The 17011-nt window shown below is 31.2% G+C and carries 17 protein-coding genes; all 17 read left to right on the top strand.

Annotation, left to right across the window (positions count from 1 at the left end; all coding sequences use genetic code 11):
* Positions 1 to 8: 8 nt before the first annotated feature.
* The 17 genes from V7Q04_RS08770 to V7Q04_RS08695 all read left to right on the top strand — a co-directional run bounded on the left by V7Q04_RS08770 (position 9) and on the right by V7Q04_RS08695 (position 17010).
* Positions 9 to 2333, top strand: a complete 2325-nt coding sequence (locus V7Q04_RS08770; protein WP_333804622.1) for a glycosyltransferase — start codon at positions 9 to 11, stop codon at positions 2331 to 2333.
* Positions 2330 to 4513 carry a glycosyltransferase gene (locus V7Q04_RS08765; RefSeq protein ID WP_333804621.1) on the top strand — a complete coding sequence of 728 codons (2184 nt, stop codon included), beginning with the start codon at positions 2330 to 2332 and terminating at the stop codon, positions 4511 to 4513. Before V7Q04_RS08770 ends, V7Q04_RS08765 begins: the two co-directional genes overlap by 4 nt.
* A 129-nt stretch (positions 4514 to 4642) precedes the next feature.
* The gene (locus tag V7Q04_RS08760; RefSeq protein WP_333804620.1) at positions 4643 to 6232 is read left to right on the top strand and encodes a hypothetical protein; all 1590 of its coding nucleotides are present in this window, start codon (positions 4643 to 4645) and stop codon (positions 6230 to 6232) included.
* Complete coding sequence (locus tag V7Q04_RS08755) at positions 6225 to 6629, top strand: sugar 3,4-ketoisomerase (protein ID WP_333804619.1); 405 nt, start codon at positions 6225 to 6227, stop codon at positions 6627 to 6629. The genes V7Q04_RS08760 and V7Q04_RS08755 overlap by 8 nt, the downstream gene beginning before the upstream one ends.
* Positions 6622 to 7686 carry a hypothetical protein gene (locus tag V7Q04_RS08750; protein WP_333804618.1) on the top strand — a complete coding sequence of 355 codons (1065 nt, stop codon included), beginning with the start codon at positions 6622 to 6624 and terminating at the stop codon, positions 7684 to 7686. Before V7Q04_RS08755 ends, V7Q04_RS08750 begins: the two co-directional genes overlap by 8 nt.
* Positions 7683 to 8567: an NAD-dependent epimerase/dehydratase family protein gene (locus tag V7Q04_RS08745; RefSeq protein ID WP_333804617.1), complete on the top strand. Its 885-nt coding sequence runs from the start codon at positions 7683 to 7685 to the stop codon at positions 8565 to 8567. Before V7Q04_RS08750 ends, V7Q04_RS08745 begins: the two co-directional genes overlap by 4 nt.
* Positions 8554 to 9255, top strand: coding sequence for a class I SAM-dependent methyltransferase (locus V7Q04_RS08740; protein ID WP_333804616.1), 702 nt, complete (start codon positions 8554 to 8556; stop codon positions 9253 to 9255). Before V7Q04_RS08745 ends, V7Q04_RS08740 begins: the two co-directional genes overlap by 14 nt.
* Positions 9256 to 9257: 2 nt before the next feature.
* A complete protein-coding gene (locus tag V7Q04_RS08735) occupies positions 9258 to 9884 on the top strand; it encodes an HAD family hydrolase (protein ID WP_333804615.1) in 627 nt (208 codons plus the stop codon).
* Complete coding sequence (locus V7Q04_RS08730; protein ID WP_333804614.1) at positions 9881 to 10978, top strand: DegT/DnrJ/EryC1/StrS family aminotransferase; 1098 nt, start codon at positions 9881 to 9883, stop codon at positions 10976 to 10978. The genes V7Q04_RS08735 and V7Q04_RS08730 overlap by 4 nt, the downstream gene beginning before the upstream one ends.
* 8 nt (positions 10979 to 10986) lie before the next feature.
* Entirely contained in the window at positions 10987 to 11916 is a 930-nt protein-coding gene (locus tag V7Q04_RS08725) for a glycosyltransferase family 2 protein (RefSeq protein ID WP_333804613.1), read from the top strand.
* Positions 11917 to 11931: 15 nt separating this feature from the next.
* Positions 11932 to 12297 (top strand): GtrA family protein, encoded by a 366-nt coding sequence (locus tag V7Q04_RS13165; protein ID WP_443070040.1) that lies wholly within the window; start codon positions 11932 to 11934, stop codon positions 12295 to 12297.
* A 10-nt stretch (positions 12298 to 12307) separates the two neighbouring features.
* Positions 12308 to 13243: a glycosyltransferase family 2 protein gene (locus V7Q04_RS08720; RefSeq protein WP_333804612.1), complete on the top strand. Its 936-nt coding sequence runs from the start codon at positions 12308 to 12310 to the stop codon at positions 13241 to 13243.
* 4 nt (positions 13244 to 13247) lie between these two features.
* Positions 13248 to 13619, top strand: a complete 372-nt coding sequence (locus V7Q04_RS08715; protein WP_333804611.1) for an EamA family transporter — start codon at positions 13248 to 13250, stop codon at positions 13617 to 13619.
* Positions 13619 to 14194, top strand: a complete 576-nt coding sequence (locus tag V7Q04_RS08710; RefSeq protein WP_333804610.1) for an acyltransferase — start codon at positions 13619 to 13621, stop codon at positions 14192 to 14194. The genes V7Q04_RS08715 and V7Q04_RS08710 overlap by 1 nt, the downstream gene beginning before the upstream one ends.
* Positions 14195 to 14214: 20 nt before the next feature.
* Complete coding sequence (locus V7Q04_RS08705; RefSeq protein ID WP_333804609.1) at positions 14215 to 14610, top strand: hypothetical protein; 396 nt, start codon at positions 14215 to 14217, stop codon at positions 14608 to 14610.
* A complete protein-coding gene (locus V7Q04_RS08700) occupies positions 14603 to 16177 on the top strand; it encodes a hypothetical protein (protein WP_333804608.1) in 1575 nt (524 codons plus the stop codon). Before V7Q04_RS08705 ends, V7Q04_RS08700 begins: the two co-directional genes overlap by 8 nt.
* Positions 16174 to 17010 carry an NAD-dependent epimerase/dehydratase family protein gene (locus tag V7Q04_RS08695; protein WP_333804607.1) on the top strand — a complete coding sequence of 279 codons (837 nt, stop codon included), beginning with the start codon at positions 16174 to 16176 and terminating at the stop codon, positions 17008 to 17010. The genes V7Q04_RS08700 and V7Q04_RS08695 overlap by 4 nt, the downstream gene beginning before the upstream one ends.
* Position 17011 lies beyond the last annotated feature (1 nt).

Below are 17011 nucleotides of genomic sequence, written 5' to 3'. Positions count from 1 at the left end.
GGTATTTGATGACATCGATTGTAGTGTTGACATATAACCAATTAGAGGATTGCACCAAATCGTGTATAAAGAGTATATACGAATATACAGATAAAGAGCAATTTGAGCTAATTATTGTCGATAATGACTCACAAGATGGGACAAAAGAATACCTAAAATCTATAGAGTCAAAATATCCAAATATAAAAGTACTCCTAAATGATATTAATAAAGGGTATGCCGGCGGAAATAATGATGGGATTAAAGCTTCCAACGGAGAGTATGTTATTTTATTAAATAATGATACATTGGTGAGTGAGGGGTGGCTTGAGAGATTATTGAGACCATTTCACGATGATTGTAAAGTAGGGTTGGTAGGGCCTATTTCGAATTCTGTTGGTAACGAACAGAGAGTAAATCTTGATGGATTGACAGAGAAGAATTATAATGAGATTTCAAAACGATATACAACCCTGAACCATAATGTTGTTTGTGAGACACAACGTTTGGGTTTTTTCTGTGTAGCTATTAAAAGAAATGTAATTGACACCATTGGTCTATTAGATGAACAGTTTGGTATAGGGATGTTCGAAGATGATGATTATTGCTTGCGAAGTATCCAAGCTGGATTCAAGAATGTTTTTGTAGAGGGTTGTTTTATCTATCATAAGGGGAGTGTTTCATTTAAGAAGTTAGCGACAGAGAAGTATCAAGCATTATTTCAGAAGAACAAAGCTTACTTCCTCTCTAAACATCATGTTGATTGGTCTTATTCTGACTTGCTCATTGCGTATTTTAATTATTTTGAGACGGTACAAAATAAAGTGAATTTTGAAGTACGTCAAAATGATTTTAAGAATTTATTACTTTTTCTCAAAGAGCTTGAAAAGAGCAGTGATATTTCTTATGTTGAATCGTCAAAAAAAGAGCTTATGGCGATGTCCGATTGGGCAACACAGCTCAAAGTGTCTTTAGACGAAAAAACGAATGAATTAAGTGTAAAACATAATGAGTTAATGACTATGTCGGATTGGGCATGTGCTATGAAATTACGTTTAGAAAAAATTGATCGTCACTTCTTGCTTCGAAATTTTGAAAAATACTTTGATGGTAAATTATCGATCAAACAAATTATTAAAAAAAGTGTGCCAAAAAAATGGCTTGATCATTATAAGTTTAGAAAATCAAAAAATCAGTTTCAAGAAGCATTAGTTTCTGTGCGTAATCATCAAAAAGTGATTCTTGCATTTCCTATTATCACATGGGGCTTTAGGTTCCAAAGACCGCAGCATATTTTAAAAGAGCTTTCTAAAAAAGGGTATACAATTATCTATCTTGCAATGGACGTTCAGCCTAAAGGACGGCTTTTTGACTCAATTGAAGAAGCTGGACAAACCATTCATTTTTCAAAGTTGGATCATAATATTTATAAACTATGGATACACAGTTACACTAAAATGAATATCTATAAAGATCTTATAACAGTAGAAAATTTACATAATATGTCTTTATCAATAGTGTCAGCTTTGAAGATGTTAAATATTCGCGATATTACCTATATGGTTCAGTTTCCAGGGTGGAGTCGTTTAGTTTTTGATGTAAAATCTAAAGTATCTGGGAAAGTTATCTTTGATTGTATGGATGATCACTCTGGTTTTAGTACCAATACGCGAGAATCTTTAAAAGAAGAGCATGAATTAATTAAAAAAGCAGATTTAGTTATAGCATCCTCGCAGCTCCTTTTTGATAAAAATATACAGCTAAATCACAAAACTATTCATGTCAAAAATGGAACAGAGTTTGAACATTTTAGAAATGCACAGTCTAATGGGAAGCTTGATGAATTGGCCAAGAAGACTATAATCGGGTATTACGGTGCCATTTCTGATTGGTTTGATATGGATATTGTTGAATATTGTGCAAAAAAGCTTCCTGATTATAATTTCGTGATGATTGGCTCAACATTTGGTTGTGATATAAGTAGAGTAGAAACTATAAAAAACATCTTTTTCTTAGGAGAAATTCCTTATAAAGAGTTACCCGGATACTTCGCATATTTTGATGTCTGTCTAATTCCATTCAAAATCATACCTCTCACTCTTGCCACCAATCCTGTTAAATTTTACGAGTATCTAAGTGCTGGTAAACCCGTTGTTTCTGTTGAGCTTCCTGAACTTTTAGCATATAAACAATATTGTTTTTTAGCCAATGATAAAGAATCCTTTTGCCAATACATTGAAGAAGCTTTGGCCGAAAACAGCCAGCTTAAAAAGCAAGAACGTATTCAATTGGCAAAAGAAAATTCATGGAGAGAACGTGCAAATATGCTTAATGAAGGAATATTGAGGTTATGACATCGATTGTAGTGTTGACATATAACCAATTAGAGGATTGCACCAAATCGTGTATAAAGAGTATATACGAATATACAGATAAAGAGCAATTTGAGCTAATTATTGTCGATAATGACTCACAAGATGGGACAAAAGAATACCTAAAATCTATAGAGTCAAAATATCCAAATATAAAAGTACTCCTAAATGATATTAATAAAGGGTATGCCGGCGGAAATAATGATGGGATTAAAGCTTCCAACGGAGAGTATGTTATTTTATTAAATAATGATACATTGGTGAGTGAGGGGTGGCTTGAGAGATTATTGAGACCATTTCACGATGATTGTAAAGTAGGGTTGGTAGGGCCTATTTCGAATTCTGTTGGTAACGAACAGAGAGTAAATCTTGATGGATTGACAGAGAAGAATTATAATGAGATTTCAAAACGATATACAACCCTGAACCATAATGTTGTTTGTGAGACACAACGTTTGGGTTTTTTCTGTGTAGCTATTAAAAGAAATGTAATTGACACCATTGGTCTATTAGATGAACAGTTTGGTATAGGGATGTTCGAAGATGATGATTATTGCTTGCGAAGTATCCAAGCTGGATTCAAGAATGTTTTTGTAGAGGGTTGTTTTATCTATCATAAGGGGAGTGTTTCATTTAAGAAGTTAGCGACAGAGAAGTATCAAGCATTATTTCAGAAGAACAAAGCTTACTTCCTCTCTAAACATCATGTTGATTGGTCATTGAGTGATATAGCATTTTCTTATTGGCATAAATTTGAAGATGATTTAAAAAGTTTTTGTATCACTAAGCAAGACCATATTTTACAGAGGGTTTTGGTACGGATGGTAAATTTTGAGCATTTATTACTCCAAATGAAAACTGTAGAAGACCACAATTCAATTCATATACCTGTAAATACTTCTCCATATATAAAAAAAGCACGATGGAAGATCAGATTATATAACTTCAAACGAGAATTTTTATACGGAACTTTTTATGATAAAAAAGAGTATGTAAAACGAATCATCAAAAGAGTTTTCAAGTTTTTAATGCCAAATTCTGATGTTAATGTGATGTATGAATTGGAAAAAATAAAGGCATTCAAGTCATATAAAAAAGTTGTTTTGTTTCCAGCAACAATAGATTATACTTATATGAAGCAAAGACCTCAACACATTGCTGATGCTTTAGCTCAGAATGGCTATTTAGTATTTTATAGTACGTTGAACCACCAAACAGATAAAGTTTCTACCCTTTCAGAAATGCATCCATCATTATTTTTAATTAATGAAAAATTTCTTCCCATACTTTCGCATGTTTTTGAAAAACATGAAGTAGTTTATTATTGTTTATGGGCAAATAATATTAAGCACTTACCTTATCTAAAATATACCACACTCCTTTATGACTTTATGGATGAATTGGATTTATTGGAAATAGAGAAAGATATTATTAAACAAAATCATGAAGATCTCCTAAAATTTTCTGATTTAATCACAGTATCAGCTGAAAAATTAGCAGACCAATTGCCACTTTCGTATAGGCATAAAATATTAACTATTAGTAATGGGATAGATATAGAATTTTTGGATGCTTTGAAAGATTCTTATAATACTCCTAAAGAGATTGTGAATATTAAAAATGAAGGTTATCAAAAAATTATAGGATATTATGGTGCTATAGCTGAATGGATGGATTTTTCTTTGGTAAATGCTTTAATTGAACGATATCCATCTTATGCCTTTGTTTTCATTGGACCAGTTTTTAATGTTTCTCAAGAAATTTATGCGCTTCAAAATAAATATAAGAATTTTTTCTTATTTTCACAAAAACCACGATTGGAACTTATACCTTATTTGAAAATGTTCGATATTTGTATATTGCCTTTTATAAAAAATAGTATTACTAATTCTGTTTCTCCTGTAAAAATTTATGAATACTTAGCTGCCAAAAAGCCGGTTATAAGTGTTGATATTGTAGAGTGCAAAAAAATTCAGGTTATCGATGTTGCTTCTTCTAACGATGCTTTTATTGCAAAATTAAGTGCCCCAACAATTTTTAATGAACATGAAATAGAAGCTTTTTTAGAAGAAAATGTATGGAGTAAAAAGATCACAAATATTTGTAAATTTATTGAAGAACATTCCATCTCTTCATTAGGATTAAATACAATCAATACATAGTATAGGTTTGTTTTAAACTAAAATAGGTGTTAAAGAAATTGTATTAATAGAATTTTTATAAGCATCATTGGTTGCAAAGAGTTAAAAAATGGTCTAAAGAGAAAGTAGTTAATAAATAAGGGAGTTGTCTTGAGTTTTAGTAAAAAAGAAAATTTATTATTTCTTATTATTATATGTACTTTAGCAGGGTTAATTACGTACATTCAATATACAAAATGGATTTTTGATAGTCCTCATAGAGGGGATTCAGCCTTTCTACTGGAAGTTACAGAAAATATTGCCAAACAAAATACAACAAAATCATATGATTTTGGGGCATTTTATCATTTTAATTTTGGCAATATTCAATCAAAAACAGCAGATATATTATGTACACAAGAATTGAATCGCTTTAGTGATGAAGCAATAGATGTAATGAGAAATCATAGTTATTATGTATTGTATATTATTGCACAATTAGCACGTGTTATTGATACTAAACTTTTATTTTATTGTTTGCATGTGACAAGTTTTTTTGTATTACTATATTTTACTTATAGGATTATGCGCGAAAGTGATGTTCCTATTATTGCGTCAGTTTTGTTTTTATTACTTGTTTTTATACATCCGGCTTTTTCTATTTCAATATCAGGGCAGTTTTATGTAGAGCGATTTTTTCTAGCTTTCGCTATGATGTTTTTATACTTAATGCATGAAAAAAAATCAAATTTAGCACTATTATACATAGTAAGTTTTTTTATATGCTTACTTACTGAAAGAGCGCCTATGTATATAGGTATCTTTTTGACTATGTATATTCTTCTTTTTTGGAAAAGCATTGAATCGAATAAAAGATGGCATTTAATCTTCTTAACCACTATATTATTAAGTTATACAGTTTTTGCATTAAATAATATTAAGACATTAATGGGCAATCAAATTTCTACTTATTTGCCCACTACAGCTACGGAATTAATAAGCCGCTTGTCAAATGCGATGTTCTTAGAGAACTTGTATGTATTTTTATTATGTAGCTTTATATTTTTAGGGATTTTTACATTTGTTCATTGGAAATACCTTGTAATGCTTACTGTAATGTTAGTACCTAATATTATAGGGAATATTGGTGGAGCAGAAAAGTATGGTTATTTCACCCACTATCATACATTATACTTTCCTTTTGCAGTTTTTTTGTCTGTCTTGGGTTATATAAAAATCGTTACTTATTTAAAAACAAATACCCATCGATCTTTGGCTGCACTAGTTATGATAGGATTAATATGCTTTAGTTCATTATATAGTCCTTATAATAGAAAGTTGGCTTTTATAAATGTAATTAATGAAAATGTATTATTTAAAGATTTTCATCTGTATAAAGAATTATTTAATCAACATAGCTCAACGCGACAGTACCTGAATGATTTTGAAAAAATGAACGAAATTATTCCTCCAGGAGCTGTTGTATCAAGTTTTGAAATAATCATTGCTAATTTATGGAAAGATAGAATCCATTATATGTTTCCACTAGGTTTAGATCAAGCAGATTATGTTGTGATGCAAGTAGTAAAAGAAAACGATGAATATAAATATTCTGGGTTTACATCGTATGTTTTGACTCCAAGCCAGATTAGAGCTGTAGATAATTGTATGATTGAGAGAATGAAAAAAATCGGATATGACTTTCAGCATCAAGTTATAATCAATGGTTATGCAATTATAAAAAGGGAAAGAAATGAATAGTTATAAGTTAATTAGCTTCAAAACCTTAGGTGATGAGAGAGGCTCTTTGATTGCACTTGAAGCAGATTATAATGCTCCTTTTCATATTCAAAGAGTGTATTATATTTTTGATACAAAAAATGGGGTTGTTCGTGGCTCTCATGCACATATAGATCTTAAACAAATAGCAATAGCAGTTAAAGGCTCTTGTGTTTTTGTGCTTGATGATGGAATAACCAAAGAAGAAATTTTACTTGATAACCCAAATAAGGGGCTTTTTATTGAGGGACTTATATGGCGAGACATGAAAAATTTTAGTGAAGATTGTGTTTTATTGGTAGTTGCAAATAAGCATTATGATGAAACTGATTATATTAGAGATTATAACAAATTTCTTCAAAAGGTAAAAAATGTCTAAAATTCTCATAGCTGGAGCTGGGGGTACACCGTCAGAAAATGTAATAAAATCATTACTTGAATGTGCAAAAAATGAAATTATTATAGGTATGGGGAGTGAAGCAAGTGATCTTATGCTTTCACAAGCATCTAAAAAATATGTTATTCCTTATGCTATTGATGCAAGATATAAAGAAAAGCTAGTAAATCTTTTAGACATTGAAAAACCAGATCTAGTTCACTTTCAAAATGATATAGAAATTCTTGAAGCCTCAAAAATACGAAATGATATATTGGCTACAGGAACTAAATTATATATGCCAAGCCATGAAGTAATTGAAAATTGTGTTGACAAAGGAAAATCAGCTATCATTTGGGCACAAGAAGGGATAAAAATACCGAAAACCTTTAACATCCACACAGAAGCTGATTTAAAAAAAGCATTTGATCTTCTTGGTGATAGTGATGGTCAAATTTGGCTTAGAGCAAATGTTGGAGGGGGCGGAAGAGGTGCTTTACCTACAAATGATTATGAATTTGCAAAAAAATGGATTGATAGGTTTAAGGGATGGGGCGAATTCACAGGAGCTGAACTTTTAACTGAAAGAACGGTAACATGGTTGTCTATTTGGTATGAGGGAGAGCTTGTTGTTGCCCAAACGAGAAGAAGAAAAGCATGGAATCTTGGAAATAGAACCTTGTCAGGTGTGACAGGTGTGACAAAAATTGGCGAAACATATTCTTCGGATCAAGTTGATCAAATAGCACAAGATGCCATTTTTTCAATTGATAAAAAACCACATGGAATATATGGCGTGGATATGACTTATGATAAAAACAATATTCCAAATCCTACAGAAATTAATATATCTCGCTTTTTCACAACGGTTTTATTTTTTACAAAAGCAGGCCTAAATATGCCAAAAATCTTTAAAGATATTGCTCTTTACAATGAATTTCCATGTTTAGATAAAAAGATAAATCCTTTACCCGATGGTCTTTTGTGGCTACGTGGAATGGATTGTGAGCCATTGCTTACAACAGAAAATGCAATTTCAGATAGTTTGATTGAATTATGAAAAAAACATTACTAATAACTGGAGCAACTGGGTTTATCGGAAAGCACCTGCTCGAATGCTTAGAAAAGAATTATGCTGATAAATACGATATAGTATTATTGTCATCAACTTCACATGATGTTTTTAAAACAGTATTGCATAATGATTATACATTTACAAAAGATGATTTTCATCAAATTGGAATCATTCACATAAACATAGTTCTTCATATAGGTGCGTTTATCCCAAAATCAGGGCCTGAAGCAAATAATATAAAAGAATCAAATTCTAATATTTCTAACACAAAATATTTATTAGATCATTTACCAAATATTCCATCGAAATTTATTTTTTTAAGTACGATAGATGTCTATGGTGCAATGGATACAATTATTGATGAATATAAGCAACCGACCCCCTTAACAATGTACGGTTGGTCAAAACTTTACTGTGAAAAAATGATAGAGTCCTGGGCTTTAGACAATAAGGTTGTAATACAGCTTTTAAGGGTGGGGCATATTTATGGTAAAGGTGAAGAAGCATATAAAAAAGTTATTCCTGTTAATTTACAAAGAATAAAAAATGGGGAAAATCCACAAATATTTGGAAGTGGTAAAGAAAAAAGAAGCTTTCTTCATGTAGATGATGTTTGCAATCTTATTATAAAAAGTTTGGATCTTGAAAGATACGAGGGTGTCATTAATTTATGTTCTAACAAATCATATACTATAAAAGAAATTATCGAATTACTATTAAAAATCACGAATTCAAATTTAAAAATTGAATATAAGCAATCTCATTTACAAGGGATAGACTATGTTTTTGATACTTCAAAAATGAATCAATTATTAGGATATGAGCAAGTAAGTATAGAGGATGGATTAAAAGATGAATATAACTGAAAAAAACTTAGATGGGCGATGGTATATCCAAGGACAATTAGACTTTGATAGAAAATTGATATATTACAGATATCAAACCATTAAAAATCATATTAAAGGCCCATATGGCTTAGAACTTGGCTCTGCTGAAGGCGAAATGACACAATACTTGATTAATGATTTTGAGCATTTAATAAGTGTTGATGGTTCTAAAGAACTGCTTGATATGATCCCTTTATATCCAAATCATACCAAAATACACAGTTTTTTTGAAGATTTTAAGCCGAATAAAAAATTTAATACTATCATTATGGAACATATTTTAGAACATGTTGATCAACCAGTTGATATTATGTTACTTGCAAAAGAATGGCTAGAAGATGATGGCATTATACTTTTAGGTGTTCCTAATGCTCTTTCCATTCATAGATTAGTAGCCGTTAAAATGGGATTATTACAATCTCCGGATGAGTTAAATTCAAGAGATCATGCTTTAGGGCATCAAAGAGTTTATTGCATGAAAACTTTTCTTAGAGATATAAAAAATGCTGGATTAAAAGTTCTTGAAAAAGGTGGTGTCTTTTTCAAGCCTCTTTCAAATGGGCAAATAGAACAAAATTGGGACGAAAATATGATTGAGGGCTTTTATCAACTAGGAAAAGATTTTCCTGATAATGCAGCTGAAATTTATGTAGTTTGTCAGAAATAATGATGCTTGACTATATTTTTCTAGATCTAGATGGTCCAATTTTTGAAGGTAATAAAAGGCATTATCATTGTTATAGAGATATTATTGAGCAATATGGTGGAGATGTGCTCGATATAAATACCTATTGGGATATGAAGAGGTCCAAGATCTCACGGGATATTCTTTTGGAAAGAAGTAATTTTCATGGTACATACAAAATATTTTTCGATGAATGGATGAAAAATATTGAAAATGAAAAATATTTAAGTTTGGATACTTTAAAACCTAATGTCATAGAAACATTAGGAACATGGAAAAAACTTGCAAAGAGTATCGTACTGATTACAATGAGGCAAAATCGTGATCTTTTAATACAGCAACTTATGTATTTTAATCTATATAGTTTATTCGATGAGATAATAGATTGTCCACCGCAAAGAGAAAATACAAAATATGAAGCACTTAAAAATAGAACATTTAACAATGCTATTTTCATTGGTGACACAGAAGAAGATATAAAAACAGCTAGAATGTTAAATATCAAGTCGATTGGTATTACAAATGGACTAAGAAAAAAAGAATTTTTGCATGCAGATTATTATTATGAAGAAATTCAAGATATTGATTTTCGAACCTTGGAGTGTAGATGATCCCATTTTTAGATTTAAAAAAATTAAATGCTCAATATAGATCTGAATTAATTGAAGCTTGCACAAGAGTGATTGACAGTGGTTGGTATATTCAAGGAAATGAGTGCAAAGCATTTGAGTCTGAATTTGCGCAATATTGTGGCACGAAATGTGCCATTGGTGTAGCAAATGGACTTGATGCACTGATTTTAATATTGAGAGCTTATAAAGAATTAGGTGTTATGAAAGATGGTGATGAGGTTATTGTTCCTTCAAATACATATATAGCATCTATATTAGCAATTTCGCAAAATAATCTTGTACCAGTTTTAATAGAACCTGATCTCTCTACATATCTTATTAATCCAGATAGAATAGAAGAGAAAATTACCTCTAAAACAAAAGCTATTTTACCAGTACATCTTTATGGACAAACATGCGATATGGATAAAATTAATGAAATTGCTAAAAAATATAATCTAAAAGTTATAGAAGATTCCGCTCAGTCGCATGGTTCATATTTTAACGATAAAAAAAGTGGTAATTTGGGAGATGCTAGCGGGTTTAGTTTCTATCCTGGGAAAAATCTTGGAGCACTAGGCGATGCTGGTGCCGTTACAACTAATGATGAAGCATTGGCTGAGACCGTTAAAGTATTAGCCAATTATGGAAGTCAGAAAAAGTATGAAAATTTATACAAAGGCATCAATAGTCGTCTTGATGAGATTCATGCTACCATGCTTAGAGTTAAGCTAAAGTACTTGGATAAAGAAATAGAACAGAGACGTGAAGTTGCGAACTATTATCTTGAAAATATAAAAAATAACAATATTATTTTGCCTTCTATTCGAGGCGTAGATAATCATGTTTGGCACCTATTTGTTATTCGAACATCAAAAAGAGAGAATTTACAAGCATATCTTGCTGAGCATGGGATTCAAACTTTAATTCATTATCCAATCCCTGCTCATAAACAAAAAGCGTATAAAGAGTGGAATGGCGATAATTATCCGATAAGTGAGCAAATTCACAATGAAGTATTAAGCATACCTATAAGTGGAGTGCAGGTTATTGCTGATACTGAAATGATAGTAAAAATTATCAATAACTTTTAGGAGGTAAAATGAAATCGTTATTTAGTATAGTTGTTCCAATATATAAAAGTGAAATGAATATATCTGTTGCAATAGAGCGAATTGAAGCACTTAAAAATAATATTTCCAATGAATTTGATGTAGAAGTGATTTTTGTTGATGATGGTTCTCCTGATAATTCTTTCAAGTTATTGTCACAGTATAAGCAAACAAGGGATTGGATAAAAATTGTAAAATTTACACGAAATTTTGGTGTTCCAAATGGTATTTTAGCGGGGCTTAGCTATGTTAAAGGGGATTGTGCTGTTGTTTTAGTCCCTGATATGCAAGATCCTCCTGAATTATTAACAGGAATGTTAGAAGAATGGAAAAACGGCTATAAAATAGTTTTGGCAGAAAGAGAAGATCGAGAAGAACCAAAATTACAGAAGATTATTTCAAATACATTTCACTTACTAATGAAAAATTTTGCTCTTCCAAATTATCCTAGTAATGGCTCCGATTTAATTCTCCTTGATAGAGTTGTTGTCAATTATCTTAATGAAATGAAAGAAAAAAATACAAATTATTTAAGCTTGATTCTTTGGAGTGGATACGAATATAAGAAAATATATTATGTCAGAAAAAAAAGAGAATTAGGAAAGTCGTCTTTTACATTTGGAAAAAAATTGAAATATGCGATAGATTCTTTTTTATCTTTTTCGTACATGCCAATTAGAGCTATTTCTTCTTTGGGGCTTTTGGTTGCATGCTTGAGTTTTTTGTATGGAGTATTTATATTTATTAACGCATTATTTGGTAATATGGAAGTACGAGGATATGCCACGATCGTAGTATTAATAACTTTTTTATTAGGATTAATTATCCTTATATTAGGAATTATTGCAGAGTATTTGTGGAGAATACTAGATGAAGCAAAAAATAGGCCAAGATATATCATAGAAGAAGAGTTATTATAAATTAGAGAGAAGAAAATGAGGTTATTTTTAAAATTTATTGTTGTTGGATTCTTGAATACAGTTATTTCTTATATCCTTTTTATTGCATTTTTAAGTATCCTAAACTATCAAGCTTCATACACTCTTTCTTATTGTCTGAGTATAGGGATTTCTTATTTGTTAAATACTAAAATAGTTTTTAATGTAAATAGATCAATAAAATCTTTTTTACGTTTTCCTTTAGTTTATTTAGTCCAATATATTTTTGGATTCATTATACTTTATCTGTTAAATCAGTATACGAAGATAGAAAATCATATTGGGATATTAATTGTTATTTTTCTTTCTATCCCTTTAACATTTATATTATCCAGAGTAGTTCTTTTGAAAAAAATACAATAGAGGTAACATCGTGAAACAAAATATTATTGTTATCATCCCATCATATAAAGTTGCACGACACATAGCGAATGTTATTTTAGATATTCCTCAATATGTTAAAAATATTATTGTAGTTGATGATAAATGCCCTGAAGAAAGTGGCAAAGTCGCAGAGCTTTTGAATGATTTAAGAGTTGCTGTTATATATCATATAGAAAATAAAGGCGTTGGTGGTGCTGTTATCTCTGGTTACAGGAAGGCTTTAGAATTAGGTGCAGATATTGTTGTAAAAATTGATGGTGATGGGCAAATGGATATCAATTATTTGCAACAATTAATACAACCTATTTTAGATGGAAAAGCAGATTATACAAAAGGAAATCGATTTACAGATTTTAAAGCACTGGCTAAAATGCCCAAAATAAGACTGTTTGGCAATAGTGGTCTCTCTTTTTTAGTTAAAGCAGCATCAGGATATTGGACTATAATGGATCCTACAAATGGCTACACGGCAATTAGTCGTCACGCTATTGAAAATCTTGAATTAGATAAAATAGCACAAAGGTATTTTTTTGAATCTGATATGTTGATACATCTAAATATCGAAAATGCTGTTGTCGTTGATATTCCAATTTCTGCAAAATATGGCGATGAAAAAAGCTCATTGAGCATTACTCGAACACTTTTTGGATTTCCTCCAAAACTTTTCAAAGGACTTTTGAGAAGAGTTTTTTTTAAATATTTTATTTATGATTTCAATATGATCTCTATATACTTAATTTTTGGAGTACCTTTTTTATTATTTGGTTTATGCTTTGGTCTTTATCATTGGATAATAGCTTCAGAATCCAATTCCACTCCTGTTGGAACTGTTATGCTAGCTGTACTTCCAATTATTTTGGGGATACAGTTTTTATTACAAGCTATTCAAATTGACATGAATAATATACCAAAGAAAAAGGATTAAATGAATGACTTTTTTGAATTTACTATTGCCTACAACAATTGCTTGTGCTTTAAATGCATGTGCTAATGTTTTTTGGAAATTGCAGTTCCAAAAGCAGCCTTTAGTTTTAAAACTAGAAGCATTAATGGGATTAATTATACAACCAAATATTATTATAGGGGTATGTTTTTATGTATTGTCTATGCTTATCTTTTTTTACTTATTATCGAACTATGCGCTTTCTATCATTATCCCGTTAACAGCAATGACATATCTTTTTAATATGCTTTTAGCATTTATTGTTTTCAAAGAGTCCTTTGATGCTTATAAACTTATTGGTATGGCTATCATTATTTTGGGGATAGCTGTTTTATCACAATCAAAAGGTCTTGCATAATGTGGAACTATGCTTTGTTCTTAAAAGATAAAATAAAGGGTTATTCACTAAGTACGTTAATTCGCTTAGAAATTGAATCTTTATGTTTTGGATTGGCAATGCTTGTTCCAACGACAATAGGTGTAATTATTAGAGGGCTATTTGCTAAACTTTTTTTTAAAAAATGTACAGGTTTCGCATGGATACAACCACGTATTATTTTTATTCACACTGATAGAATCACCGTGGGAAAAAATTTTGGTATAAATTCAGGAACATACATCAACGGAATCGGCGAGATTGAAATAGGGAATTATGTACTAATAGGTAGTAATGTAACAATCTCTTCAGGTAAGCATCCAATAGAGGGATGGGACTTACCTATATTCTCAAGGCAAACAATACCAGAAAAAATAACGATAGAAGATGATGTTTGGATAGGGGCTGGGGCAGTCATTATGCCAGGTATTACACTTCGCAAAGGGACTGTTGTTGGAGCAAATTCTGTGGTAACAAAAAGTACACAACCTTATTCTGTTGTTGCTGGAGTACCTGCTAAACTTTTACGCTTTCGGGAAAATGCACTTTCTGATTAAAATATATATAAAGGAAATAGATGAGCATCGTCATCTACTGTTATCAGTCACTTTTCAAATGTAAACCACATGGGCAAATTTTGGATCTTATTGTTAAAGCAGATCGTTTATTGGCAGTTCAATATACAGAAAAACAACTTGAAGCAATTCAGCAAGCGATTGAAAAAAAGATGGATATTGAGTATCTTGAATATTTATCGCGAAGAAAAAATTTAAGTAATCCGCTCACAGTTGCATTTAAAATAGCTTCTTCTTTAGGTGAATCGTCACCTGAATATTATCATCGCTTTGTGAATACAAATAATAATCGCTTGATGATGGGTTATATATTGATAAAGGCAGTTCTTAAGACAATGGCATGTATTGCTAGATTGCCAATGTATAATACATCTGCTAAGGAAATTTCAAATGCTTGAATATGATATTATTATTGTGGGGTCAGGTGCATCAGCCAGTGCTTCTGCATTACAGCTTTCTCATATGGGAATTAAACCTTTAGTGATTGATGTTGGATTGTCCCCAGTGCATAGAATTGAAAATCAAGAAAATCTTTATACTTTAAAATCATTGCAGGATTGTTCTTCATTTTTAGTAGGTAATTCTCTAGAATATTTTAATCCTGAAAAACAAGTGTTGCCTGCAAAGCTTAAATCACCGTATTTTCAATATGTAACGGATGACCCTGATTTTTTTAAAGTTTCTCAAACACATTATAATGTTATTACCAGCTATGCAAAAGGTGGGCTTGGCGTTGCTTGGGGTAATGGTCTCATGAGGTTTTCTGAAGAAGATTTTCTGGAGCTTCCAATCACGTTTGAAGATATTGTACCATTCTATAAAACTTTAGAATCTCACATTGGTATTTCAGGAGAAAATGATGATTTATCAAGATTTTTTGGAATGCTTGATACTTTGCAACGGCCTTTAAAATTATCACAGAAGTCTCAAAAAATAGCAAATTATTATTCTAAAAATCGAACAACGCTACATGAAAAAAATATCTTTTTAGGAAGGCCTAGAATAGGCGTAAGCGACAATACATTTCATCAGCGTGATCGTTGCTCGTATGATAATCTCGAATTTTGGCAGCCAGATCATACTGCGTTATATACGCCAGTAATGACATTACAAGAGTTAATAGTGCACGATAAAATAGTTTATCAAGGAAATTGTTTTGTCGATCATTGGGTTGAAAATGAAGGAAAAATTGAGGTTGTTGGATACGATATTACTTCTAAAGAAGAGTATCGTTTTAAAGCAAAAAAAATTATCATAGCAGCAGGGGTAGTAAATACTGCAAGAATTGTTTTAAAATCACGTAATGATTATACAACAAAACTTAGATTAACAGATAACCCTGCGATACAATTTCCATTTTTCTTTCCAGGTCATTTTGGTAAACCATTAGAAATTGATTCGTTTGGTTTGACACAATTAAGTATGATATATAAAAGCAAATTATTGAAGAAAAAAATTATTGGAGCTTTTGTTGAAGTAACATCACCTATGAGGAGTGAATTTTTTGATAAATTTCCTTTCCCTGCCACTGATAATCTTAACTTTATGAAATACATTTTACCGGGTATGATGGCTTCACAAATTTTTCTACCTTCAGATCCAGAAATTTTTGCAGAACTTTTGCTTAATCGCGAGAATAACATTGATATTATAGGCACAGGTCATGAAATCCCACAACCATTGATTCATGAGGCAGTGGAAGTATTACGTTCACTAGGGCTGTTAACGTTAGAAGGATTTGCCTATCGCGTATCACATGGAAACGGTATTCATTACGGTGGAACTCTTCCAATGAGTCTAAATCCAACATCGCCTTATGAAACAACCGTCAATGGAGAGTTGCCAGAAAATAAAAATGTCTATATCGCAGATGGCTCAACCTTTAAGTGTATCCCTGCGACTAATTATAGTTTAACTCTAATGGCGAATGCTATGCGAATTGCACAACAATGTGGCAATAGATGAAGATTTTAATTACTGGTGCAAGCGGCTTTCTTGCAACACATCTTGCGAAAAAACTCTCAGAAATTGGTTGCCATGAAGTATATGGCTGTGATAGGTATGGTATCTCGAAACCTTTCTATACGCAAGTCTATAAAATATATTTTGGAAAACCATTTGTTGATGAATCAAATATTTTTGATTGGGTAATTCACTGTCTGTATGATCAACATTCTTCAGTGAAAGAAAACATTGATTCAACATTATTATGGGCACAGCAATTTAAAAAAATGGGAGTAAGACAACAACTTTTTATTAGTACCATTGGAGTTAAAACGGGCAATAGTTCCGAATATGCTCGTGCTAAACAAGGGATTGAACAATGGTTTATCGAACAGAATATGCCTATTGTCAGACCTGGACTTATTGTTGGAAATGGCGGTCTTTTCCACAGTATCGTTCATAAAGTAAAACGTTATCCAATATTGCCACTTATTGATGGTGGAAAGCAAAAAGTAAAGTTGATAGGTATTGATGACTTAGTGGAAGAACTTGTTAATGTTATAGAAGCTGGAATAAATAAACATAAGCCTTTAGACCTATTTTATGCAAGCGAACCGACAATGAAAGAGTTGCTTTATGGTATTTCTCAAATCTTTCAAAAAAACATATTTTTTATATCGATTCCTTACGTGTTAATTTATGGTTGTGTCAAAATATTGGAAATATTAAAGATAAACATAGGAATTACAACAACAAGCATCAAGGGATTAAAAGAAAATGATGTTATCCTTCAGAGCGATTTGACACTTAATCCTTTGTTAGAAGATGTTTTATTGAAAAATTGTAGAGGATAAT

This window comes from Sulfurospirillum sp. (assembly GCF_036802865.1).
Classification (GTDB): domain Bacteria; phylum Campylobacterota; class Campylobacteria; order Campylobacterales; family Sulfurospirillaceae; genus Sulfurospirillum.
The sequence above is the reverse complement of the archived record's forward strand: the minus strand, read 5'-3'. Positions and strand labels throughout refer to the sequence as shown.